This window comes from Ectothiorhodospira shaposhnikovii, assembly GCF_016584105.1.
GTDB lineage: Bacteria > Pseudomonadota > Gammaproteobacteria > Ectothiorhodospirales > Ectothiorhodospiraceae > Ectothiorhodospira > Ectothiorhodospira shaposhnikovii.
In genome coordinates, this window is the sequence record NZ_NRSM01000003.1 from 57,400 (window position 1) to 81,962 (window position 24,563).

At 63.0% G+C, this 24,563-nt stretch carries 18 protein-coding genes; 7 read left to right on the plus strand and 11 right to left on the minus strand.

Annotated elements, in window-relative coordinates; translation table 11 throughout:
• Genes CKO35_RS02615 through CKO35_RS02625 form a run of 3 tightly spaced genes read right to left on the minus strand, consistent with a single transcriptional unit; the run spans position 1 to position 3,339 of the window.
• The gene (locus CKO35_RS02615; RefSeq protein WP_200172320.1) at positions 1-1,233 is read right to left on the minus strand and encodes an SAM-dependent methyltransferase; all 1,233 of its coding nucleotides are present in this window, start codon (positions 1,231-1,233) and stop codon (positions 1-3) included.
• Between the two features lie 15 nt (positions 1,234-1,248).
• A complete protein-coding gene (locus tag CKO35_RS02620) occupies positions 1,249-1,998 on the minus strand; it encodes a DUF1365 domain-containing protein (RefSeq protein ID WP_200172322.1) in 750 nt (249 codons plus the stop codon).
• Between the two features lie 3 nt (positions 1,999-2,001).
• Positions 2,002-3,339 carry an NAD(P)/FAD-dependent oxidoreductase gene (locus CKO35_RS02625; protein ID WP_200172324.1) on the minus strand — a complete coding sequence of 446 codons (1,338 nt, stop codon included), beginning with the start codon at positions 3,337-3,339 and terminating at the stop codon, positions 2,002-2,004.
• Positions 3,340-3,714: 375 nt separating this feature from the next.
• Between CKO35_RS02625 and folE the strand changes: the two genes are divergently transcribed.
• Complete coding sequence (folE, locus tag CKO35_RS02630; protein ID WP_242466989.1) at positions 3,715-4,296, plus strand: GTP cyclohydrolase I FolE; 582 nt, start codon at positions 3,715-3,717, stop codon at positions 4,294-4,296.
• A gap of 202 nt (positions 4,297-4,498) precedes the next feature.
• Here the strand turns inward: folE and CKO35_RS02635 are convergent, their stop codons facing one another.
• A complete protein-coding gene (locus tag CKO35_RS02635; RefSeq protein WP_200172328.1) occupies positions 4,499-5,947 on the minus strand; it encodes a cryptochrome/photolyase family protein in 1,449 nt (482 codons plus the stop codon).
• Positions 5,944-6,900, minus strand: coding sequence for a MerR family transcriptional regulator (locus CKO35_RS02640; RefSeq protein WP_200172330.1), 957 nt, complete (start codon positions 6,898-6,900; stop codon positions 5,944-5,946). The genes CKO35_RS02635 and CKO35_RS02640 overlap by 4 nt, the downstream gene beginning before the upstream one ends.
• 63 nt (positions 6,901-6,963) lie before the next feature.
• Between CKO35_RS02640 and CKO35_RS02645 the strand changes: the two genes are divergently transcribed.
• The 3 genes from CKO35_RS02645 to CKO35_RS02655 all read left to right on the plus strand — a co-directional run bounded on the left by CKO35_RS02645 (position 6,964) and on the right by CKO35_RS02655 (position 8,588).
• Positions 6,964-7,746: an SDR family NAD(P)-dependent oxidoreductase gene (locus CKO35_RS02645; protein WP_200172332.1), complete on the plus strand. Its 783-nt coding sequence runs from the start codon at positions 6,964-6,966 to the stop codon at positions 7,744-7,746.
• Complete coding sequence (locus tag CKO35_RS02650) at positions 7,743-8,183, plus strand: nuclear transport factor 2 family protein (protein WP_242466975.1); 441 nt, start codon at positions 7,743-7,745, stop codon at positions 8,181-8,183. The genes CKO35_RS02645 and CKO35_RS02650 overlap by 4 nt, the downstream gene beginning before the upstream one ends.
• 84 nt (positions 8,184-8,267) lie before the next feature.
• Positions 8,268-8,588 (plus strand): hypothetical protein, encoded by a 321-nt coding sequence (locus CKO35_RS02655; RefSeq protein ID WP_242466976.1) that lies wholly within the window; start codon positions 8,268-8,270, stop codon positions 8,586-8,588.
• A 44-nt stretch (positions 8,589-8,632) separates the two neighbouring features.
• On the opposite strand, the gene CKO35_RS02660 is transcribed toward CKO35_RS02655, so the two are convergent.
• Entirely contained in the window at positions 8,633-11,182 is a 2,550-nt protein-coding gene (locus CKO35_RS02660) for an EAL domain-containing protein (RefSeq protein ID WP_200172334.1), read from the minus strand.
• Between the two features lie 250 nt (positions 11,183-11,432).
• On the opposite strand from CKO35_RS02660, the gene CKO35_RS02665 reads away from it, so the two are divergent.
• Positions 11,433-15,587, plus strand: coding sequence for an ATP-binding protein (locus CKO35_RS02665; protein WP_200172336.1), 4,155 nt, complete (start codon positions 11,433-11,435; stop codon positions 15,585-15,587).
• Positions 15,588-15,731: 144 nt separating this feature from the next.
• The gene (locus CKO35_RS02670) at positions 15,732-18,083 is read left to right on the plus strand and encodes a hypothetical protein (protein ID WP_200172338.1); all 2,352 of its coding nucleotides are present in this window, start codon (positions 15,732-15,734) and stop codon (positions 18,081-18,083) included.
• 63 nt (positions 18,084-18,146) lie between these two features.
• Here CKO35_RS02670 and CKO35_RS02675 read toward each other — a convergent pair whose 3' ends face one another.
• From CKO35_RS02675 to CKO35_RS02685, 3 genes are read right to left on the minus strand one after another with little or no spacing between them, the layout of a single operon-like run.
• Complete coding sequence (locus tag CKO35_RS02675) at positions 18,147-18,644, minus strand: DUF302 domain-containing protein (protein ID WP_200172340.1); 498 nt, start codon at positions 18,642-18,644, stop codon at positions 18,147-18,149.
• A gap of 14 nt (positions 18,645-18,658) precedes the next feature.
• Positions 18,659-19,129 carry a C40 family peptidase gene (locus tag CKO35_RS02680; RefSeq protein WP_200172342.1) on the minus strand — a complete coding sequence of 157 codons (471 nt, stop codon included), beginning with the start codon at positions 19,127-19,129 and terminating at the stop codon, positions 18,659-18,661.
• Between the two features lie 14 nt (positions 19,130-19,143).
• Positions 19,144-20,709, minus strand: a complete 1,566-nt coding sequence (locus tag CKO35_RS02685) for a bifunctional aminoglycoside phosphotransferase/ATP-binding protein (protein ID WP_200172344.1) — start codon at positions 20,707-20,709, stop codon at positions 19,144-19,146.
• Positions 20,710-20,795: 86 nt separating this feature from the next.
• Here CKO35_RS02685 and mrcB point away from each other — a divergent pair, with 86 nt between their 5' ends.
• Complete coding sequence (gene mrcB / locus CKO35_RS02690) at positions 20,796-23,123, plus strand: penicillin-binding protein 1B (RefSeq protein ID WP_200172346.1); 2,328 nt, start codon at positions 20,796-20,798, stop codon at positions 23,121-23,123.
• A 56-nt stretch (positions 23,124-23,179) separates the two neighbouring features.
• On the opposite strand, the gene CKO35_RS02695 is transcribed toward mrcB, so the two are convergent.
• Both CKO35_RS02695 and CKO35_RS02700 read right to left on the minus strand, forming a co-directional pair.
• Positions 23,180-24,214, minus strand: coding sequence for an agmatine deiminase family protein (locus tag CKO35_RS02695; RefSeq protein ID WP_200172348.1), 1,035 nt, complete (start codon positions 24,212-24,214; stop codon positions 23,180-23,182).
• Positions 24,215-24,240: 26 nt separating this feature from the next.
• Positions 24,241-24,474, minus strand: coding sequence for a hypothetical protein (locus CKO35_RS02700; RefSeq protein ID WP_242466977.1), 234 nt, complete (start codon positions 24,472-24,474; stop codon positions 24,241-24,243).
• Positions 24,475-24,563 lie beyond the last annotated feature (89 nt).

The window sequence follows — 24,563 nt, forward strand, 5'->3', positions numbered from 1 at the left end:
TCACGGGGCCTCCAGCACGGCGTGCATCAGATCCGTGTTGCGGGAGCGGAATCCTGCTTCGCAATAGGCCAGATAGAAACGCCAGGTGCGCAGGAATCGCTGGTCATAACCATCCAGGCTCAGGATGGCCGGTGCCTGCTCGCATACCCGCTGATACCAGTGGTGCAGGGTGTCCGCATAGTCCTGGCCGAAGAAGGCGGTTTCCCTGATCTTCAACCCGGCCTCGGTGGCGTGCTGTTCGAAGACCGGTACCGAGGGCAGCATGCCTCCCGGGAAGATGTAGAGCTGAATGAAGTCCGCATGGGTGCGGTAGTAGTCAAAGGCCTTGACGTCGATGGTGATGACCTGGACGGCGGCACGGCCGCCGGGACGCAGGCATTGCCGCACGGTCTGGAACCAGGTGGGCCACCACCGCTCCCCCACGGCTTCGAACATCTCGATGGAAACCACATGGTCGAACTGCTCGTTCAGATCGCGGTAGTCCTGCAGTCGCAGTTCCACCCGATCCGACAGTCCGGCGGCCTCAATGCGTCGGCGGGCATGGTCCAGTTGTTCCCGGGACAGGGTGATGCCGGTCACCCGGTAGCCCCGGCGGGCCGCGTGTTCGGCAAAGCCGCCCCAGCCGCAACCGATCTCCAGGATATGCGCACCGGGCGCGGCCTCCAGGCGTTCCAGCAGCCGGGCATACTTGCGTGTCTGTGCCGTCTCCAGGGATTCCTCCGGCTGCTCGAACACGGCCGCGGAATAGGTCATGGTGGAGTCCAGCCATAGCTGGTAGAAGTCGTTGCCCAGGTCGTAATGAAAGGCGATGTTGCGGCGGCTGCCGGGACGGCTGTTGCCCCGCAGGCGATGGCGCAGGATGTCCCACAGGTGGGCCGGCCTTGAACCGTTCACCAGGTGGGGAATATGGGGTTGATTCACCGCGCCCATGTTGAGCAGGGCCGGCAGGTCCGGGCTGTCCCAGTCACCCACCATGTAGCCTTCACCGAATCCCACCAGCCCCCGGGTGAGCAGACGTCGCACCAGCGCGAAGGGACGGTGGATGCGGATTTCTCCGCTGCCGCCGGGATGTTGCCCCTGGATGGTCCAGCGATGACCATCCGGCGTCTCGATGGTGAGATCCCCCTGATGCAAATGCCGAAGATGGCGCAGCAGCAGACGCAGGGCCAGGGACGGGGCGCGGGAGGCGAGGGTGCTGGTGCTGCCTTGGGTGGGGGTCTGTTCCAGGGACATCGGTGTTTCTCCTCTTCAGGACGGCGTCGGCTTGCTGTAGTACTGTCCACCCTTCCACCAGATCTTCAGGGCATGCCAGTGGATGGCGGCGATGACCTTGAGGGTCATGAAGGGAACGGCGACCGTCGCCCTGAGCAGCTCAGTGTCGTTGAGGGGACGGGCATGGCCGGTCTGGGCCGCGGACAGCATCAGTCGGGAATCCTGGTATTCGTGGATCAGGACATTCAATGTCTCATCGGGCTCCGACAGCCGGAACTGATAGCGGGCGTCCATCTCGATGAAGGGGGAGACGTAGAACAGCTTCTCCTGTGAGGCGCGCACCGGCCATGTCATGGGGGTGCCGTCGGCGTGCAGGAGGTAATGATGGCAGTCTCCCAGGGTGTTACTGACCTCGCAGATGATGGCCCGCAGGCTGCCGTCCCGGTGCCGGCAGTACCAGAGGCTCAGCGGGTTGAAGGTGTATCCCAGCACCCTGGGAAAACACAGCAGCTGGACCTGCCCCCCCTCCAGATCGATCCCGGCCCGACCCAGGCAGGTATCCACCCAGGGTCGCCAGGGTGAGCCGTCACGGGGGCCGTGATCGCGAACATTCAGGTTCAGCAGGTTGAAGCGGTTGACCGAGAGCAGGCGCAGGGACTGGTCCAGTTCGTCCAGCCGGTCCACGTCCACCAGCAGGCTGAAGACGCGATGGATGAAGCGGTACTCCACCGGGAACAACCGACGGTGCATGACCCGGGTGCGGTAGAGCCGATGAGGTTGTGTCATGCCTCAGACCGCCTCGACCCGGGGCAGGGTGCGAACCGGAAGGGCATCCACGGCCTGGGACGCCACGGTCCAGGGCGGGTTGACACCGAGTTGGGCGGCCACCTGCAGGGCTGAGCGCAGTCCGTCTTCGTGGAAGCCGTAACCGGTCCAGGCGCCGCAGAACCACAGGCGGTCGCGGCCCTGGATCGTGGGCAGGGCCTGCTGGGCCTCCAGGGCGCCCTGGTCGAAGACCGGGTGGTGATAGAGGATTTCCCGTATCACCTTCTCCGGCCGGGGTTCTTCAAGGGGGTTGAGGCTGACCAGATATTCCTCCGGCCCGTCCAGGGCCTGGAGGCGATTCATCCAGTAGGTGACGGAGACCTCGTTGGCCGGAGCATCGGTCAGACGGTGGCGGGCCAGGTAGTTCCAGGAGGACCAGACCTTGCGCAGCTTCGGCATCAGGCGGGTATCGGTGTGCAGGATGGCCCGGTTGGGTTGAAAGTGAAAGGCATCCAGGATACGGACTTCCTCGGCCGTGGGTGCTTCCAGCATGCCCAGGGCATCATCGGCATGACAGCCGAACACCACCTGATCGAAGAAGGCCTCGTCACCGTCATCGGTGATCAACCGGACCTGCGTCTCCTGACGCTGCACCGCCACCACCCGGCGGGCCACATGGACATTGTCAGGCAGGGCCTTGAGCATCTTTTTCACGTATTCCCGGCTGCCCCCGGTGACGGTGTGCCATTGGGGGCGATCGCGCAGGTCCAGCAGACCGTGATTGGCAAAGAAGTTCAGGAAGGACAGCAAGGGAAAGTCCAGCATCTTGTGGGTGGGGCAGGACCAGATGGCGGCGGCCATGGGCAACAGGTAGTCGTCCCGGAAGCCGGGGCCATAGCCTTCGTTGAGCAGATACCCCCCCAGAGTGATGTCCGTACAGCTGCCGGCCTGCAACAGGCGTTTGCCGGCCCGGTTGAAGCGCAGGATGTCCGCCAGCATCCTCAGGAAACGTGGATTGGTGAGATTGCGACGCTGGGCAAACAGAGTATTGAGGTCGGAGCCAGCGTATTCCAGACGCCCGTTGCCCACGGAAGCGGCAAAGGACATGTCGGTGGGCTGACTGGTGATCCCCAGATGCTGGAACAGGGCGGTGAGGTGAGGGTAGTTGCGGTGATTGAACACCATGAATCCCGTGTCCACGCCGCGGGGGTGTGGGCCTCCCGGGATATCCACCGTGTTCGTGTGTCCGCCGATGTAATCGTTCTTTTCGAACAAGGTCACGTCATATTGTCGGGACAGCAGCCAGGCGGCGGCGAGTCCGGCGATACCTGCGCCGACAACGGCGATACGTTCACGGGCCATGGGTTCAGTTCCTCTGATCTGGAATTGTTCTTATACATTATCTGTACAAGTCTTGTAAAATGCTGTACAAGCAATGGCGTGGCTGGTTTGCACGGCCCGAGCGTCTTCCGGCATGAGTCTGACAGACTGGTTCGACATTCACTGCTTCCGGATCGTTCCTGATTCGTACCGGCGCTTCCGTGCTTCCCTTGCCCCACACAGGCCAGCATAGCTGCTAAAACACTGGAAGCCAGCATCAGCAAGGCCGGGAAAGGCCGTGATGCCCGTGAAGATGGTTTGAAAAGGCGGCGACCACCCCTTTGGGCGGTGGTCTTTCATGAATCATCAGGAGATCAAGACATGAAGCCAGTTGCACAGATTGCCGGAGACGGCGCCATGAAAGCCCCGCTCAAGCTGATGTCGGCGGATGCCCTGGCGGACCATTACCGGAAGATGCTGGTGGGCCTGGGGGAGGACCCGGAGCGCGAGGGTTTGAAGGGCACCCCGCTGCGTGCCGCCAAGGCCATGCAGTACCTGACCCGGGGTTACCATGAGTCGCTGGATGAGTTGGTCAACGGCGCCCTGTTCGCCTCCGGCAGTGACGAGATGGTGCTGGTGAAGGACATTGAACTGTATTCCCTGTGCGAGCATCATCTCTTGCCCATCATCGGCAAGTGCCATGTGGCCTATCTGCCTGACGGGAAGGTGTTGGGATTGTCCAAGGTGGCCCGCATCGTGGACATGTTTGCCCGTCGGTTGCAGATTCAGGAAAGCATGACCCGGGAGATCGCCCAGGCCATCATGGATGTGACCGGGGCCAAGGGCGTGGCCGTGGTGGCGGAGGCGCGCCACATGTGCATGATGATGCGGGGCGTGGAAAAACAGAATTCCACCATGGTGACATCGGTGATGCTGGGTACCTTCCGTGAGGATGCCCGTACCCGGGCGGAGTTCATGGAGCTGATCCGGCGCGGCTGATCAGGTTCCTTTTCCCGTTTCCCTTGTGCCACAGCCCGGCTCCCCTTTCGTGACTCCCGCGAAGTCCCCCCCTTCGTCACTCCCGCGAAAGCGGGAGTCCGGCATCTTCGGTTCAGCACTGGATTCCCGCATTCGCGGGAATGACGGGATCGGCGCATCTTTGTCGCGGGGGGAGGGAAGGATTGCGGTTTCAGGGCATCCCTTACGTCCCTGAGCGTTCGGCGCCTTTCAGTTGCTCCCATGCCGCCAGGGCCGCCTTGCGGCTTTCTCCCAGATCCACCAGCGGACGCGGATAGTCCGCCCCCGGCAACAGACCGGCAGGTGCGTTCCAGGGGGCCTGCAGATAGCTGTCCGGTAGCCGTTTCAGCTCCGGCACCCAGCGCCGGATATAGTCTCCCCGGCCATCGAAGCGCTCTCCCTGCAATACCGGATTGAATACCCGGAAGTAGGGGGCGGCGTCGGCCCCGCAGCCGGCGGTCCATTGCCAGCCCAGGGTATTGGATGCCAGGTCCGCATCCACCAGGGTGTCCCAGAACCAGCGTGCTCCCGTCTGCCAGGGAATGCGCAGGTTCTTGACCAGCAGCGAGGCAGTGATCATCCGTACCCGGTTGTGCATCCAGCCCGTGTGCCACAGTTCCCGCATTCCGGCATCGACCAGGGGGATGCCGGTGCGGCCCTGACGCCAGGCTTGCAGCTCGGTTTCGTAGTCCCGGGGGGCACGCCAGGGGAAGTCCGCAAAACGTCCATCCAGCGGCTGTTCCGGGGTATGGGGAAAATGAAACAGCAGATGGAAGGCGAATTCCCGCCAGCCGATTTCCCGCATGAAGGCCTCCACCGAGGCGGTGCCGCTTGCCCCGGCTCCCTGTGTCAGCAGGGGCCGGCAGGCCCGGATCAGCTGCCTTGGGCCGATCTCACCGAAATGCAGGTGGGGGGACATGCGTGATGTGCCCGGCTGTCCCGGCAGGTCCCGGTGGGTCTTGTAGGTCAGGATCGCCCCGGAAAGGAAGCGCTCCAGCGCCCGGTGGGCACCTTCCTCTCCTGGCTGCCAGCAGGCGGCCATGCCCTGGTCCCAGGGGATGCGGGGCAGCAGGTTGAACCGTTCCAGGAGTTCGCTGCCGGGCCAGTGTGCCGGTGCTGTGATGGCTTCCGGCCTGGTTTCCATGTCATCGGGCAGCCCCATGGCGCAGCAGGCTTTCCAGAAGGGAGTGAATACCCGGTAGGGTTCGCCGCTCTTGTTGCGGACCGTCCAGGGTTCGAACAGCAGGGCGCTGTTGAAGCTTTCCACCACCAGACCCCGATCTTTCAGCGCTGCCTTGATCCGTTGGTCCCGTTCCATCAGGACGGGTTCATAAACCCGATTCCAGACCACCTGTTCGGCTTCCGTCTCATGGATCAGTTGCAGGAGTGCCTCAAGGCTGGGACCCCGGCGCAGCGTCAGGCGCGAGCCCAACCCTTCCAGGGACCGGGACAGGGCCGTCAGACTGTGATGCAGCCACCAGCGGGAGGCGGCTCCAGGGGGCCAGGGGGCCTCTTCTTCCGGGGCGTGGATGTGGACGGGGATCACCGGACGTCCTGTCCGCAGGGCATGGGACAGGGCCGGGTTGTCGGCCAGCCGCAGATCCCGGCGCAGCCACAGCAGGATGGGTTTCATGGGTATTTCACCATGGGATTCCGGGGTTGTAGCAGCCGGCCGCTGATCCATTCGGTGGCCGCTTGCGGATCCGGGGGCAACAGGTGAATGCCCTGGCCATGCCAGGCCGAGGGAGATTGTCCGCCCTCGGCCAGGGCCAGAAAGACCGGGATGTGCAGGGTGGCGGCCCATGGTTCAAGCTGCGCGGCCCGGGGATGCTGTCCGCACAGAACCATGCCTGCCGGTGCGGCCTGACGGGACAAGGACCCGATGGCCGCCAGGGAGAGCGGGCCCGAGAGACGCACGACCTGCAGTCCCCGGACGGCGAGCAGCAGGGACAGCAGGATCAGTTCCAGGTGGTCGGTTTCATGGGGCAGGGGGGCGATGCCCAGCACGGGGCCGGTGCCGTGGTGCAGCTCATGACGCAGGCGGGTACTCAGGGCGTGAAAGGCCCAGGCCTGGAAGAACCGGCTTTCCGCCTCCGCGTCTTGCGCCGTGTGTTGTGCCAGACTCTGGTGCAGCGGGTGGATCAGGTGGCACATCACCTGTTGCAGGGGAAACAGGGATATGGCGTCACCGTAGACCTTTTCCAGTCCCCGGGTGTCGAATCGTCGTGCCGCATGTTCCATCCGGTTGCGGTAATCCTGCCAGGCATCCGCCGTGACCCGGAGCGGGGATGCCTGTGGGGGAACGACGGAGGAGGCCGGTGGAGGGGTTTGTTCCAGCACGCCGGGAATCTGGCTGATGGAAATCCCCTGTTCCAGCAGGATCAGTACCTGTTGGATGCGCTCGATGTCCTGAATGCTGTAAAGCCGGTGTCCCTTGGGGGTGCGCCGTGGCGTGATCAGGCCATGACGTCGCTCCCAGGCCCGTAGTGTCACCGCGTTGACGCCGGTGACCGAGGACACGGTGCGGATGGGATAGAGCCCGTCTTCGTCCGAAGGGGGCAGGCGAAAGGCCGGCGCAGTGTTCATCTGCAGGATTGTACAATCATTGTATAATTTTTGTGTAGACCTTTGGGCGGCAGGAGAATGGCAATGACGCATCAGACACAGACAGTAACCCCGGTTTCGGTAGTCTGGCTGGTGGGTGCCAGCACCGGCATCGGCAAGGCCCTGGCCCTGCGCCTGGCCGCCACCGGTCGGCGCGTGGCGGTGACCTCTCGCAACCGCGAGCGGTTGCAGGCACTGGCGGATCAGTCTCCGGTGGCCGGTGCCATCGAGGTCTTTCCCGGAGATGTCACCGATACCCAGGGCATGACCCGCCTGGCCGCACAGATCGAATCCCGGATGGGTCCCATCGGGACGGCCATCTTCAACGCCGGTGACTATGAGCCCATGGGGCTGGAGGACTTCGATCCCGACCTGTTCCGGCGCATCATCGAGGTCAACTACCTGGGCGTGGTGAATGGGCTGGCGGCGGTGATGCCCTCCATGCTGTCACGGGGCGAGGGGCAGATCCTGGTGACCGCCAGCCTGGCCGGGTATCGGGGCTTGCCCAGGGCCGCGCCCTATGGGGCCTCCAAGGCGGCTGTGATCAACATGGCCGAGTCCCTGCAGCCCGAGCTGGCCATGCGGGGGGTGCAGCTGCGGGTCATCAATCCCGGCTTCGTGAAGACCCCCATGACCGACAAGAACCGCTTCCACATGCCCTTTCTCATGGAACCCGAGGCGGCGGTGGATGCCATCATGAGGGGGCTTGAGGGCAAGGGGTTTGAAATCAGTTTTCCCCGCCCCTTTGCCCTGATCATGAAAACCCTCAGAATATTGCCCCATCGCCTCTTTCTGGCGCTGACCCGACGCATGGTGGACAGTCGATGAATGAACAGATGGATGTCTGGGCACGGCAATACGCCGATTTTTTTTCCCATCTCAAGGAACCGGATCTGGGGCGGCTGGATGAGTTTTTCACGGTGGATGCCCGTTTCAAGGACCCTTTCAATGACGTCACGGGTCTGGATCAGATCGCTGCGGTATTCCGGCACATGTTCCGTCAGTGTCCCGCCCCCAGATTCTATGTGCACCGATGGGCCGTGCACGGCAATACCGCCTTCTTTCACTGGCGTTTCATGGATCGTGACGAGGATGCCCATGGCCGCATGAAGCTGGACGTGGACGGCATCAGTCGCGTGCTTTTCAACGATGAGGGAAAGGTGTTCAGTCACGTGGACTACTGGGATCCGGTGGAATATCTCTATGATCAGATCCCCCTGCTGGGTGGCCTGCTCAGGTTTGTGCGCCGGCGGATCGGGATCTGATGTCCCGCGGTGTTGAATCTTTGTCTTGCACCGAAGTCTTAAAAGACCATACCCTGCATAAGACTCAAGCTTGAGGCCGGTATCATGTCAGATCGCATCCATTCCCGTTCCCATGCCCTCTCCGGTGATCTTTCCTTCATGATGGGAAGTCTGGTCATGCTGACCGGACTGGTGTTCACCCTGCAGACGCCCGTGTCACAGGATGCCGTGGCTGATCTGTTCAGCGGCATGGAGAGCCCCACCCTGGCCCGAACCCTGGAGATGTGGCCCGGCAATCCGCCCCCCTGGATGGACGGGGATCAGCTGATGACCGAAGAGGTGGAAGATCTGCCGATGCTGCTCGGGGGTGATCGCCGGACCCATGATGACGCAGCGGCCTTGCGCGAGCGTCCCGCCGCCAGATGACCGGCAATCCCGCCGAGCCGTGACGGCCGCTCCGTGGGCGGTCATCACGGCTCGGCGGAATGGGATGATTCCGTTTGCGGGCCAAGCAGCTTTTCGCATTGATCCGGAGGAAGTGGGCGGCCGTAGAGATATCCCTGTGCCTGCTGGCATCCCCGTTCCCTTAGCCAGGCGGCCTGCGCCGGGGTCTCGACACCTTCCGCGATACAGATCAGGGACAGGCTCCTGGCCATGGCCAGCACCGCCTCAGCGACGCTTTCCCCCTCTTGGTCGCCCCCGGCTTCCAGATCCTGTACGAAGCGTTTGTCAAGCTTCAGGGTGTCTACCGGGAAACGCCTCAGATAGGCCAGGGAAGAATAGCCGGTGCCGAAGTCATCCACGGACAGTGAAATACCCCGTTCCACCAGTTGCCGCAGTACGGAGACCGCAGTATCCATGTCTTCCATCAGGCCACTTTCCGTCAGTTCCAGTTCCAGAGCCTCGGCGGGCAATCCCGACAGCGCCAGCGCCTTTTCCACCCTTTCCAGCAGATCCGCCTGGTAGATCTGCACGGTGGACAGGTTGACCGCCATGGTCAGTGTCGGATGACCGTGTTCCCGCCAGTACTGGGCCTGACGACACGCTTCCCTCAGGACATAATCTCCGATTTCAATGATGGTGCCGTTGGCCTCGGCCCTGGGGATGAACATGTCCGGGGGCACGTTCCCCCGGTCAGGGTGCTGCCACCGCAACAGCGCCTCCACACTGACGACAAGGCCTGTTTCCAGATCAATCTTGGGTTGGTAATGCAGGGTGAACTGCCCTTCCTTCAGCCCTCTTTCCAGGTCCTGGTCCAGTTGCTTGAGGCTGGTGTGATTGGCCAGCATCACCGGCTCGTACGAGCGGATGTTCCGCCGGTTGTCGGATTTTGCGTGTTCCAGGGCGAAGGCAGCCAGGGAGAGCAGTTCCGCGGCATGTTCGGGATAGGGAGGACAGGTAACCAGACCGGCCTTGCCGCCTGTGTCGATCCGCCTTTGTCCCACCTCCAGAGGGGTGTCCAGTGTCTGTAGGGCCCGTTCCGCCAGGGCCGTCGAATCCCTCGCATCTGCCTGATGTTCCATGAACAGGGCGAACTGATCTCCATAGATCCGTGCCAGCAGCATGTCCGGGGGACTGGTGGCCCGGATGTTGTCGGTCACCTGCAACAGCACCTGATCCGCTACCGACTCACCCCAGATCCGGTTCACATCCGCAAACCCCTTGAGGTCCAGCAGGCAAAGGCTGCATGGGGTTTGGGTCGATCTGGCGGATTGCAGTCTTTGCTCCAGCAATTCGGTGAAGTAACGTCGATCGGGCAGGTCCGTCAAGGGGTCATGGCGGGCCATGTGAGCAATCCGATCCATGGACGCCTGATACATCCTGTAGCGGCGGATGAGATCGCGGGCAATGGCGGCCGATAGTCCCAGGCTCAGACTCAATAGCACCAGAATGGTGATCAGCAGCACGGTCACCTCATGCCGGGCCCGTTTCCGGGCGTCACTGGCCTTGGTCATGATTTCCCTGGCAAGGGTTATCTCCAGTTCCAGCAGGGCATCAATCCGTTCGGTGGTGACATGGAACCATCGAACGGCGTTCAGATACTCGGGTTTGTCCGCCGCACCGTAATTGAGGATGGCGGCACGGGTGGCCAGCAACTCCTGGTTGGCTGGCTGGGCTTCGATGCTGATGAGGATGTCAGCCAGATGGGCGGGGGCGAGCGCCAGGAACTGGCGACGATGATTGCCCTGAATGGCAACCGCGCTGACATAATGCTGGAACACCAGCGAGTCTGGTGTTTGTGCGCTCAGCCAGGCGCTGCCCAGTGCCCGCTCAAGACCCGAGTACTCCTTGAAGAGGAGCAGCGGCCGGTAGGTGGTGATGAGTTTTTGGATATCCGCATTGGGCAGTGCCTCGGGGATATGGGTGGCAATGAGGATCATTGCTTCCACGAGGCGGTTGTAAAAGGGCAGGGCCTCTATGGGCTCCAGCCTGAGGTGGTCCACCTCGGTGCGGTGGTTTTCCAGTTGATCCAGATCGTTCAGCACCTTTTCCATGAGCTGCTGAAAGATGGGATCCCTGATATCCAGGGCATGTCTTGCCAGGGGTATGAATCGCTCCATGACGGCATCCGTGCTTTGTCGCGCCCCTTCCATAATCGTCTGGAAATCGTTGTCCTGGGCACTGAGAAAACCCACGGAACTGCCTCGTTCCGTCTGCAGGGCGTGGATCAATCTCTTTCCTTCCAGGGCGAGACCCGCGGCAGCCAGACCCCTGGACACGTCATGGCTGAACTGTTGCCGGTCAAAGAGCGCCATGCCGGCTATCACCATGAAGGCGATGATGGGGACGCCGATGGCCAGGCTGATTCGGGGTCCGAGTCGATCCATGAACCCTCCGGAGGGGGGGTGATCCACTGATGGAAACAGTATCCTGCGTCGTGGTTCGAGAGTCCATACCGGCAGAAAATACAGTAACTTCCCCGCGATCTCCTCCGGCAGGGTATCCACCGCTTCCAGGTCTTTCCGGGGCCGTGCACCATAGTAACGGGGCTTGGCCTCCATCATGTGCCGCAATAGCACTGCGCTGTATCCGCGGTTTCCCTCCGATAGCTTTCCTCCCCGATTTGCTTCTCTCTTTTGTTTTTTAAGGCATTGAATTTAAAGATTTAATATTTTGGCCGACACGCGGTCGACTTGTCCTGTCAGTGGGCGACGGGGCTATGCTGCCGTCACCGGTCACATTGATCATGTCTTCGGCGTGATCAATGTGAGAGTGCGGCACAACACGGGAAAGCAGGGGATGATGTCGATGGGTGGCAGGATTGGGTCCATGAAGTCCATGGTGGTTCGTGTGACCGGCATGTTGCTGGGCATTGTCCTGATGGCGGTTTTGCCCTTGCCTCTGCAGGCCGGTGGCGCAACCTGGGAAGCGGCCATCCTGGATCCGGATGTGGTGGACTGGAGTAGTCTGGATCGACCGGGATATCGCTATCGGGGCATGGAGCCTGCGCAGCAGCGTTTCCACGACTACATTCAGGAGAAAAGAGGCCGGGGGGAGTCCCTTTCCATGGCGGAAGAAGCGATGATCCGGCGCCTGCAGTCCATTCGCCGTTGGCCCGAGTCACCCGAGCCCAATGAATTCTGGCGTGAATTCATCCGCTATATCCGAGAACAGCCCGTTGATGATCTGAATGTTGCCCAGCGACTGCTGCTCTGGCAGGGAATGTCGCGAGGTTACATTCCCATGGACATGGCGGAATCTGAGGATGTACGCCGTGCCATCGACTATCTCAATTCCCGGCCGTTTCGGGCACGCAACTGGTTTGAGCGATCCTTCGGTCGGGTCGAACCTTGGATGGAGCAGTATCTGGGCTCACAGGGGGCGGATTTGCGCACGGAATCCGGTGGCGCTGGCCAGGGGGTCTTTCCACCTGGTGGCGCCTTCAACGGACTTCGCATCCGCTACAACCTGTCCGGTGTCACCTTGGGAACGCCGGAAGACAAAGATGGGTTCACGACCAGCCGCAGCTATTCCGGAACCATGGGACCGGGGGTGATACGGTTGTCCGGGTCTGGCCATCTGGACCTTGGCTGGGACGCGGTACTGCAGGTGTCTCTGCGGGCAGGAGGCGAGTCCGTTTCGGAAGAATGGCGCTTTGAATCACCTGGGGGGGAGTCCTTCAACCTCTTCGTGCCGGTGCCGGCGGGGGCAGACCTGAGCTCTGGAGGGCATTTTTCCATCAGGCTGACGGGACGGTATTCCACTGCGGGGGCCGGTTCCAGCATCACCTCCCGCGGGTTGGTGGTGTCCGGCACGCTCAGGGAGTCGGACGAGGCAGCGAGACTGCGTCAGGCCCTGGCCGATGCCGACTGGCGGGCCGAGGTGGAAGAAACCCTGCGCAGACTGGGCTACGAGCAGACGCCGGCAGTACGGGAGGCTGCCCGGATGCGGGAGGCCATGGCCGCTGGAGAGCCGGCCTGGCGTGACTACATCAACCGTCGGCAGCAGGAGCTGGGCTATGAGGAAGGGGCGCACGAACAGGCCTTTGACGCCCTGGAGCAGGCCATGCTGTCGGGTGGTGACAGTTGGGAGCAATATATCGTTGATCACAGCGATGACACTCGACGCGGGGTGGGGCCGCATGTGGCCAGGAAAGCACGGGAACATTTCAGTTCCGCACGTGCGCTCTGGAATGAAGGGCGCATTGATGAAGCCTTGTCCATGGCGCGGGAGGCCGCGGCCATGGACCCCGGCAGCAGTGATCTGGACGAGGGGGTTGCCGACCTGGCCGCCCGTTTCCGGGCCCACGAGGGTCATATCCGTGACATGAGGGAAGGCACCCGCATGGGGCTTTTGGATGAGGCTATTCTGGCCGCCCATTCCGCCCTGGAGGTCGTTCCCGGGGATCGGGAGGCTCAGGATAACCTGCGCCGTCTGGAATATCTCAAGCAGACCGTCGATCGCCGACTGGAGACCATTAATGACCTGATTGTCGAAAGGCATTTCACCGATGCCCGTCAGCAACTCAATGAGCTCCAGCATGCCCATGGGCTGTATTCGCCGATTCAGGCCATGGATGAACACCTGCGTCGTCAGCGCCAGATCCATCATGAGGGTTTTCTGCAGGCCCTGGATGCACTAAACCCTTATTGGCGGGACCATGACTATGAACGTGTCTTGGTCGGTCTGGCCGCTATTCGTGAGCAGTTTCGTCCGCATGGGGCCCAGATCCACATCCTTGAGCATCATGAGGTCCGCCTGCGGGACTTGCTGGAGCGCAGGCAGCAGGCACGCACACTATTGCGGGAGGGGGAGAGGCTGCTGGCGGCCCATGACCTTGACGGTGCTATTCATGCCCTGGAAGAGGGCCTGCACATGGCTACCTGGGCACCGTTCGATCCAGAACCCGAGCGCCATGGCGCAATCCTTGCCCAGGCCCGGGCAAATCAGGCGCGATTATCCGAGTTGTTACCTCCGATCCGTCGTGCAGCCTCGGCGGAAGGGCAGCGGCTATCCGGGGCTGCGCTTGAGGAGTATCTGCGTTATGCCGAGGAATCCCTGAAATTCAAGCCGGATGATCCGGTACTCTCCGGCTATCGGGAGGCGATCCAGCGGCATCTGTCCTCACGCCGAACCGCTCCGGCGGAGACGGGGGCAGACCTATCCCCTGAGCGTCTGGCACTGGCGGCGCTGTCGGGGTATGACGTCCCGGGTTCGGCCCGTCCGTCATCATTTGCCGGGGAGCTGAGCAGTGGTAGTACCGAGGCGAGGCATACCGTATCCCTTCCACAGCCGGGCCGCCTGTTGGTCATGGCCGAAGGCCAGGGAGAGTTGCGACTGCGTCTGGACCTGTACGATGAATCCGGTCGAAATCTCCTGGCTTCCGATCATGCGGGGCAGGCATCCGGCAGGCGGGTTGAACGCACGGATCTGCAAGCGGGAACCTATCAGTTCAGGGTCCAGCGTCAGTCCGGTCAGGGTGGCTATCGAGTCAGGACCGAATTTACACCGGCGCTTTTCCCGTTTGACGATGGTGGTCATGACAGCCATGAAGAGGCACGGTCGGTTTCGCCGGGAGTCGATCATGGTGGCTTGCTGGGATACATGCTGTCTGGCCTGACGGACCAGAATGATTGGTTCCGACTGGATACCGAACATCACGGCCGCCTCGACCTGACGGTGCAGGGGGAGGAGTCCCTGAAACTACGCCTGGACCTTTACGATGGGTCCGGCAGCCGCCTGTTAGGCTCCGACCACGGCGGTCAGGCCGCTGTCCGCCGCGTGAGCCGTGCCGATCTTGCACCCGGGACCTACCTGGTACGGCTTCAGCGTCAGGCCGGTCACGGTGCCTACGTTTTCAGCCCCCGCTTTGAACCCGCGCCGGTGAACGCCGTGTTCGGGGCTCATGATCGTCCCGAACAGGCCCGGGAGCTGTCACCGGGGGACAGTTCCGCCGGTTTACTGGGCTATGTCGATTCGGGAGTCACGGGACAGAATGAGTGGTTCCGCGTGACCACCGATGCCGCTGGTGTTTTGACGCTGGCGGTGGAAGCTGAAGACACCCTGACCCTGAGGATGGATCTTTACGATCACACTGCCAGCCGGTTGCTGGCCTCGGATCATGGGGGTCAGCAGTCGAAGCGATCCCTGGAACGTCCTGATCTGGCCGCGGGGACCTATCATGTACGGCTGCAGCGCCAGACCGGTCACGGGGCCTATCGATTCTCCTCACGCATGGAGCAGACCCATCTGCCCGGTGAACTAGAACCCAATGACACCCACGAGCAGGCCCGTCCGCTCTCCGTTGGTGAATCGGCGACCGGTCTGCTGGGGTTTGTCAGTGCCGGCATTACGGATTCCAATGACTGGTTTAGCGTGACGATGGAGCACCCGGGCCTGCTGCGAGTGAAGGTCGAGGCAGAGCCCGCGCTATCCCTGCGACTGGATCTTTATGATGCCTCCGGGGCGCGGAGTCTGGGTGCCGACCATGGTGGTCAGCAGTCAAGTCGCCTTGTGGAGCGCCCTGATCTTGCTGCCGGGACTTACCTGATTCGTGTGCAACGTCAAACGGGGCAGGGGGGCTACGTGCTGTGGCCCGAGGTTGTCAGAAATCCCTATCCGGCCACTGCTGCCGAATCGAACCATACGGCCCAGGATGCCGTGGATACCGTTCTGGGCCGGGATACCGCGGGCCTTCTGGGTTACTGGAGTCTGGGGATTACCGACCAGAATGACTGGTTCCGGCTCACGACGGATCAGGTTGGCGCATTGACCGTCACCGTGTTGGCGCAGGACAGCCTGAGCCTGCGTCTGGATTTGTACGATGAAGCCGGTGGTCGGGTTCTGGCATCGGATCATCAGGGGCAGTCTTCACGCCGGCGGGTTGTTCGGGAAAACCTGGACCCGGGAGTCTATCTGGTTCGTGTACAGCGCCAGCAGGGGCAAGGCGGCTACCGGCTACGCTCCGTGCTGTCCACGAAATAGCAGGATCATGGGGTCATCTTCCCGGATTTGAATAACAAACAGGACACGCTCATGCTCACAAAGCAAGGTATCAACCCGGAGTCAGGTTTTGACATCCCATGGGGTTCAAGCACTGGTCGTCATGGCCCAACACGACGAATCCCCATGCTGTGCGGCCTTTTGGTCCTGGCGATGTCGGGGCTACCCATTGGCGCGGCCATTGCCGATACCCGCTATCAGGTCCTGGAACTGGGCGATACGGTGGAGCGGGCGACGGGACCCGTGGAACTCCTGTCTCTGGATGCGGATGCGGCCATCACCTTAAGGGCCCTGCGTGCCTTCGGCAAGCTGCCTGATGAATTCAACCGTCTGGCCCTGTCCTTGAGAGGGAGCGGCATCGATCTCTTTGCCGCCGGGGAAAAAGAGGTCGAAGCACTGCTGGGGCAGGTTCGGGCGGGTAGCCTGTCGGCGGATGCGGAAGCCCTGGAACGGCTGCTGCAGTTGTTGCGCCAGCGGGATTACCTGGACTGGCAGCCCCTGACCGAAGGGGAGCAGGTACGGTTGAGCGACACCACTCGCCTGCGCGGTCAGGGCCGGGCTTTGCTGCAACCCGAGTCGGGAGAGCCCCTGCTGTTCGATTCGCACCTTGGGGTGCAGGCCCTGTCTGATCTGCGGGCGATGGACACGGACGTCAAAGGGTTGCCCACACCGGCCGTGGCGCTGTCATCCCGTGATGAGGAAATACGGGTCTACTGGCATGAGCGCCTTGACGAGGCGCGTGAGGCAGGCTGGCTCTACATGGATGGGGAGCCGGAATTCACCCCGTTACCGGGGGATCAGCTCCGGGTGGTGCTGCCGGCGGTGTCCCTGAGGACCCCTCTGGACCTGGGGCCTCACCAAGGGATCATGCTGATGCTGGATTCTCCGGTCATGACGCTGGACATGGGCCATGCGGCGCGTCCGGCGTTCGAGATCCGGCTCCCCGCCTCGATCCCCGTGCATGACCGTGACGGCGATGAAGTGGGGCTGTTCACCATGGGCCGGCCAGTACTCACGGGTGTCTGGGCCCGTGACCTGGATACCCTGCTCAAGGTCACCGTCGATACCGGTCCGATGCAACTGGGCATGCGGCCCGAGCCATCGTCTCAACCGTCCGCCCTGAAGGGGGCGGATGTCCCTCTGCCTGGACGGGATGAGCTTGAACAGTTTGCGGCCGAGGGACTGCGGCTGACGCTGGATCTGGCGCAGGGAAGTGATGGCCGCTTCAAGGGGCCGCTGGAGATGCAGCTGCTGGGTCTGACTGCGAAAAGTGTCCATGGCATCGTGCCCTTGCGCCTGGGCGCGGTTACCCTCAAGGCGGATTATCAGGACCTGGATCTGGTGGCCCTGAATCAGCTGACCGAACAGCTGGGGGACGACCCTGAAGTGCTGTTCTTGCAGGATCCGGAAGGGTTCTTCAGTCGTATGATCACGGCCATGGGCGTGGGCGGTACCGAACTGGGCATTTCGGACCTGGAAATCCGCAATCCCGATGGTGCCGGTGAGATGCATCTGGCCCTGGCGCGGCTCGGCAGTCGCTGGCTTTCCAGTGGACCGGAGCGTCTGGAACGGGACCTGCAGATTGCCTTGAGCATGGAAAACTGGCGCTTCGAGGATGATGAAATGCGGTTCGGGCTGGATGCCCTGGCCGTGGAGGGTGGGCTGCAGCGGATTTCTCCGGTGACATTATTCAAGCTCGGACTGGCCTCTGCGATGGGGGGGGAGTTGCCGGAGGAGGAAGTGCTACGCCTGTCCCAGAGCCTTGTGGGAGGCTTCCGCCTGAGCGTGGATCTCAAGGGGGGTGGCGTGCAGATGCCCACTGGATCTTCCGAAGGGGGAGAGCGCATGGAAGTCGGGCATTTCAGCTTCGGGCTGGATGGGACGGATCTGGATACGCCGACGCCGGGCCTGAAACTGGCCTACCGTCACCAGGACGTGACCCAGATCCTCGCGGACATGAATCCCTTGCCCGAGGGGCTGTTCCCCGGCCTTGTGGAGATCAATCTGTCGGCCACCGGTTTGCCCGCGGGCATGCTGGCGGACGATGCCCTGATGACGCAGATCAGGACCGGGCAGGTGGATGTGATGGAAGCGCTGATTACGCAACTGATCAGCAATGCCTCCCTGCTGGCGCTGGATAAGGTGCTCATCGACATGCCGGCCGGCCGGATCAGCATGAACGGGAGGGGCACAGCGGAAAGGCTGTCCGCCGAAGAGGCGGGGATGCTGGCGGGAACCCTGAACATCGAGGTGCGCGACCTGGATGCCCTGGCGGAACAGTGGGCCGCCCAGGCCGGTCATGAAGATGAACGACGTCAGATCCGGCAGATGGCCGCTTTCCTCAAGATGATGGGAGAGCCCCGTCAGGAAGGTTCCGGTGAAACGGTGCATGTGTTCCGGATCAAGGCCGACACCCGGGGCGAGATCACGGTCAACGACAACGATCTGGCCCCCTTGCTGGAGGGCTTTGGAGGATAGGCCGGATCCGTGGATCGGGTGGGGGTGGGCAAGCCGATCCACGGTCCTGGTCCGGATGGGATTCTAGAACGCCAGTGCCTCCCGCACGATCTCGTCCAGCAGGGTGTCCACCGCCTCCAGGGCTTCCCGGGAGCGTGCATCACCCAGCAGGGTGGGGCGCCGGTAGGCCAGATGAATGACGCCCGGTTCGTCCGCCAGTTCGTACACGCTGATGACATAGGGGCAGAAGACGATGTGATGGGGCTCGGCCTCCATCATGCGCCGCGACAGCACGGCACTGCAGAATTCCAGGGCCTCGGCCTGGATGAAGATCGCCTCTCCGCCGATGTCCGCCCCGGTGCGGGAGAGCATGGTGCCGATATGGGCCACGTTGTTGATGACGATGCCGCGGTCGATGATGGCCATCTCCAGGGCTTCCCGGTACAGGGCATAGTCCCCTTCGATGCTGTAGACCTTCATGTGTTCATCCACGATCCTCGGCTCCATGGCCTGGACGGGCAGGCCCAGGGCCAGGCAGCCCAGCAGAACAAGACACAGTGCACGGGCGGAAGTGGGCATCATGGCGGTGTGCTCCTTCAGGGTGAGTAGAAATGGCCGGCATGCAGGAACCGCCGGCTCCAGTAGGGGTGATCCAGGTCTTCCGTGGTGACGGGGCTGCCGCTGGAGGGGGCATGCACGAAACGCCCATCGCCGATATAGATGCTCACATGGCCGGGACCGGCCCGGCCGGTGCGAAAGAACAGCAGGTCCCCCGGCGTCAGTGCGCTGGTCGAGATTCGTCGTACGCCCTGACTCTGGGTGGTGGTGGTGCGCGGTACCGGGATGCCTGCGTTATGGTGGGTGAACCACACCAGTCCGCTGCAATCGAAGCCTTCCTCCGGTGACGTGCCGCCGTATCGGTAGGGTTTGCCTACCATGGACAGGGCGTGAAACACCACTTGGGAGCGTTGGGGATCCAGGGTCCCGGGGGGATGCGAGGGGGTGGTGCCGCAGGCCCCCAGCAGCAGGGCCGTGGCGACCAGGGCAAGGCGAAGCCATGGACTCATCAGGATTTGCCTCGTCAGCTCGATGGGGTACACAGCAGTTCCCGTATCTGATCCAGCGGTGGGGGGTGGTCTGCCAGGATGGTGATGACGGGCTCATCCGGTCCCAGCGGGTCATGGTGTTGCAACTGCATCTCCAGCACTTTCAGGTCGGCGTCCGAGGCATCATCGCCCGCGGCCATGCGCCGGCTGATCCGTTCCCGCAGACATTTCGGATCTGCCCGGTAATCCAGTATCCGGAACGGGACACCCAGGTCCCTGGCCAGATCGGCGAAGCGGGTGCGGGCGTCCGCCTTGAGAAAAGTGGCGTCCACGATCACCGGATGTCCGGCCCGGACCAGCAGATTGGACAGTGCCGCCAGCCGGTCGTAGGTCCGGGTGGTCTGGTCCCGGCTGTACAGGCCCTGCTGGTACCCGCCCTTGCCGCGCTCACGGGCGTCCATGCCCGACAGTCGCTTACGCTCCACATCGGAGCGGACGCGGATGGCGCCCGCGGCTTCCACCAGGGGCTGACTCAGGGTGGTTTTGCCGCTGCCGGAAAAGCCGTGGTTGATGAACAGGGCTGCCGCGCCAGGATGGGTGAAGTGTTCCGCCAGTTGCAGATAGGCGCGGCAGGCCGCCATGGCGGTGCGGGCCTCTGTGTCGGGCAAGTCCGGTTGTTTCAGGCGAATGGCGGCCACCTTGGCCCGCACCATGGCCCGATAGACCTGGTAGAAACGCAGCAGGGGGATGCCTTCGTAATCCCCCGTGAACTCCAGCCAGGCATTGAGAAAGCGGTGGGCGTGGGCCTGTGCGCCCCGGTCAATGAGATCCATGGTGAGAAAGGCGACTTCGCTGATGATGTCGATCCAGCGCAGGTCGGGGTTGAATTCAATGCCGTCGAACAGGGTGGGCTCCCCTGCCACCATGGCGATGTTGCCCAGGTGCAGGTCGCCGTGACATTCGCGGATGAAACCCTCCCGGCGCCGTTGCTCCAGCAGGGGAGTGAGTGTCTGGAGCCGTGTCCGGGTCCATGTTTCCAGGCGCGCCAGCGGCGCAAGATCCAGCCCGGCCGGTCGCAGGTGCCGGATGTGCTCGAAGTTCTGCAGCATGGGTTCCACGACCTGCTCCGGGCGTCCATGGTCCCGGGTGGACGGGATGTCGGCGTGGAAGCGGGCCAGCCGGGCGGCAATGGCATCCATCAGGTCCAGGGACAGCAGGCCCCGGTCATGCAGGTGATCCAGGGTGTTGCCGGGATCGAAGCGGCGCATGCGGACCGCATACTCAAGCACAGGACCTGAGCCGTCGAAGTCGGGGTGCTCCGGGTTGCCGGAAAAGGCGATGACGCCGTCGTAGATGTCGGGTGCCAGGCGACGGTTCAGGCGCAGCTCCTCCTCACAAAAGTGCCGTCTTCGTTCCAGGGTGGAAAAGTCCAGAAACCCCAGGTCCACCGGTTTCTTGATCTTGTAGGCAAACTCACCGGCCAGCAGTACCGTGGAGATATGGGTCTCGATGCACTGCACCTGCTCCACGGCATGGGGATAGGCGGCCGGATGCCTCAGGCTCCGGATGAGGGTCTGCTGAGTCGTCTGGTCGGGTTGCATGGGGATGTGAACAGACTCCGGAAGGGAAGTGGATTCAAGGGTATAGTGTAGGGCACGAAACCGCAGCCTTCCTGTCGATCAGCGTCATGACCAAGACCCGCAAGACTTCCACCTCCAGTCGCCCAGCCCGCAGCAAGGCGCGTGCCCGGGGCGCACCTCGCAAGGGTGGCAAGTCCCGGCCGCCCCGTCGGTTCCGGCTCTGGCCCTTGCTGCTGGTGATCCTGGTGGTGGGGGGTGTGTTGCTGGGGCATCACGCAGTGCAACTGGATCGACAGATCCAGGCCCAGTTCGAGGGTAAGCGCTGGGCGCTGCCGGCGCGGGTGTTCGCCCGTCCCCTGGAGCTGTATGTCGATTTGCCGCTGGATGCCGATGCCCTGCTCCGGGAACTGAGCCTGCTGCATTATCGGGAAGGGGATCGGGAGGGAGAGTACCGGCGCCAGGGAAACAGCCTGGTCATCCGTACCCGGGGATTCCCGTTCGCCGATGGCCATGAGCCGCCGCGTCGGGTCCGGGTGAGCTTCGCTGGTGGCCGGGTTTCGTCCCTGGAGGATCTGGATGCCCGCGCCCCCCTCTCACTGCTGCGGCTGGAGCCGACGCTGATCGCCAACATCTACCCCTCCCATGGGGAGGACCGGGTGCTGGTGCGCCTGGAGGATGTACCGCCGGAGCTGATCCAGGCCTTGGTGGTGGTGGAAGACCGCAAGTTTTATCGGCACTTCGGGATTGACCCCATGGGCATCGCCCGGGCCGCCCTGGCCAATCTGCGGGCGGGGCGCACCGTCCAGGGGGGCAGCACCCTGACCCAGCAGCTGGTGAAGAACTACTTCCTCACCCAGGACCGTACCCTGGCGCGCAAGTTTGACGAGGCCATCATGGCCCTGCTGCTGGAACGTCGCTATGACAAGAACGAGATCCTGGAGGCCTATCTGAACGAGGTCTACCTGGGCCAGGACGGGGCACGCGCCATTCACGGCTTCGGGTTGGCCAGCCAGTTCTATTTCCAGCGCCGTCTCAATGAGCTGGATGTATCGGAGATGGCCCTGCTGGTGGGCATCATCCGTGGGCCGAATTTCTATGAGCCAAGGCGTCGTCCGGAACGGGCCATGAACCGTCGCAACCTGATCCTGGGCCTGATGGGGCAGGCGGGTTATCTGAACATGGAGGAACTGGCCACTGCCCAGGCCCGGCCGCTGAACGTCAGTGCCCAGGCCCCGTCCGGTGTCAGCCCCTTTCCGGCCTATATCCAGTTGGTACGGGAGCAGTTGCGGCGGGATTATCGGGATGAGGACCTGCGGGAGGAGGGCCTGCTGATCTTCACCACCCTGGATCCGATGGCCCAGCTGGCGGCCGAGCAGGCCCTGACCCGGGAACTGGACCGGCTGGAGCGGGAGCGGCGTCTGGAGGCGGGGAGCCTGCAGGGGGCGGTGGTGGTGACCAGCGCGGACAATGGCGAGGTCCTGGCCCTGGTGGGGGACCGGCAGATGCGTCAGGCCGCCTTCAACCGGGCCCTGCAGGCCCGTCGGCCGGTGGGTTCGGTGATCAAGCCGATGGTCTATCTGGCCGCCCTGTCCCGACCGGAACGCTTCACCCTGGCCACCCTGCTGGATGACGAGGCCCTGACCGTGCGTCTGGAGAACGGCGATACCTGGAGTCCGCGCAATGCCAACCGTCAGTACCATGGCTGGGTCACCGTCCAGGAATCCCTGGTCCAGTCCTACAACATCTCCACGACCCGGCTGGGTCTGAATCTGGGCGTTGCCAACGTGGTGGATCAGCTCCATGCCCTGGGGCTGGACCGCCGGGTGCAGCCGTTTCCCTCGCTGGTGCTGGGGGCGGTAGACATGACGCCTCTGGAAGTGACGACCCTCTATCAGGGGCTGGCCTCCGGCGGCTATCAGGTCCCCCTGCGGGCGATCCGGGAAGTGGTGGATCGGGAAGGCCAGTTGTTGCAGCGTTATCCCTTGTCCCTGCGCATGGCGGCGGATCCCGAGGCGGTCTATCTGGTGACGGCGGCGTTGCATGAGGTGACCCGCAGCGGCACGGGCCGTGCCCTGCAGCGCCGTCTGCCGGCGGATCTGCCGGTGGCGGGCAAGACGGGCACCACGGATGAACTGCGGGATGCCTGGTTTGCCGGCTACAGCGGGGATGTGCTGTCCGTGGTCTGGGTGGGACGGGATGACAACCAGCCCACCGGGCTCACCGGCGCCAGCGGGGCATTGCCGGTATGGGGGGAAGTGATGGCCCGGGTGGCCCGCCGGGGGCTGTCGCAGAGTCCGCCGGAGGAAATCGAGTGGTTGCTGGTGGACCCGGCCTACGGTTTGCGGGCACTGGAGCAGTGCGAGACTGCGCGCTGGATGCCGTTCATCCGCGGCTCGGCCCCCCGGGAGTATTCACCCTGCGGGATGATGCCGTAAGCCCCTGTTCGCAGGCAGGCCGGCTCCCACGGAAGGCTCAACGCGCCATCGTGCGATCAGTCGATGGTGGCCGGCAGTTGCATGGTCACGCAATGGAGGCTGCCGAACTGGTGGATCAGGGCGCGACAGTCGATGCCCACGATCTCCCGGTCCGGGAAGGCTTCCGCCAGACGGGTGAGGGACACCGCATCAGTGGGGTCTCCGTAGGTCGGCACCAGCACCGCCCCATTGATGATCAGGAAATTGGCATGGGTTGCCGGCAGTCGGCGCCCTTCCTCGTCACGGATCGGGGCCGGCAGGGGCAGGGGAATCAGCCGGTAGGGCTTGCCCTCCGGGGTCCTGAAGGCCTCCAGCTCCGCCGTCATCGCCGCCAGGGGGGCATGGTGGGGATCTTCGGGGTCATCGCAGACCACGTGGGCAATGGTGTCGGGGCTGCACAACCGGGCCAGGGTGTCCACGTGGCTGTCGGTATCGTCACCTTCCAGGTGGCCATGGTTCAGCCATAGTACCCTCTCAACCCCCAGTTCCCTGCGGAGCAGGGCTTCTATGGCTGCCTCGTTCAGGTCAGGATTGCGCGTCGGGGACATCAGGCACTGGCGGGTGGTCAACAGGGTACCCTGACCGTCCGTTTCGATGGAGCCGCCTTCAAGCACGAAATCCAGCGTGGTCAGCGGCAGATTGCCGAAGATGCCCTGCTGGTGCAGTTGCCGGGAGATGGCATTGTCCGCGTCAGCCTCATATTTGCCGCCCCAGCCATTGAACGTGAAGTCCAGCAAAAGCGGTGATTCCGCGTCGGTGAGGACGGTCAGCGGGCCGTGATCCCTGGCCCAGGTGTCGTTTGACTCGGCCAGTCCGGTGACGACGCGCGTCATGTCCACGCCGGTGTCGGTGAGGCGCTGGCAAACGTGGATCTCGTGGGCTTCATTTCTGCAGGTCACTATCAGCCCCTGGCGTTTCGTGACTTCCAGGGCGATCCTGCAGAAGACTGCTTCGGCCTCCTCCAGAATAAAGGCCCAGTCGGTGTCTTCATGGGGCCAGGTGAGCATGACGGCGCTTTGGGGCGCCCATTCCGGAAGAAATATGCGGGACATGGAGTGGACTGCTTGAAAGGGAGGGATCAGGGATGCACCGTGGTGCTGGAAGTTTGGGTACTGCGGACCACCGTATGGATTACGAATCTACCCTCGAAGATCACTGAAAAGCCGTCATAGTCCCAGCGGGTGATGGGTGGGTCGCCTACCGTGGAATGTCGGATCTCGGGTTCACCATGACGGTTGAGCACGGAGTTCATATCCATGCCCCGGGAAGGCTGTTCCTTCTTCTGGATCACCTGCGGTTCGCCACTGGGCATGATGAGAATATCCGCTGTTGCGTTGGATACCATGAACATGGCCCCGGCAAGGACTGCAAAGAAGGGGGATATTCTTGGCATCATGCTCT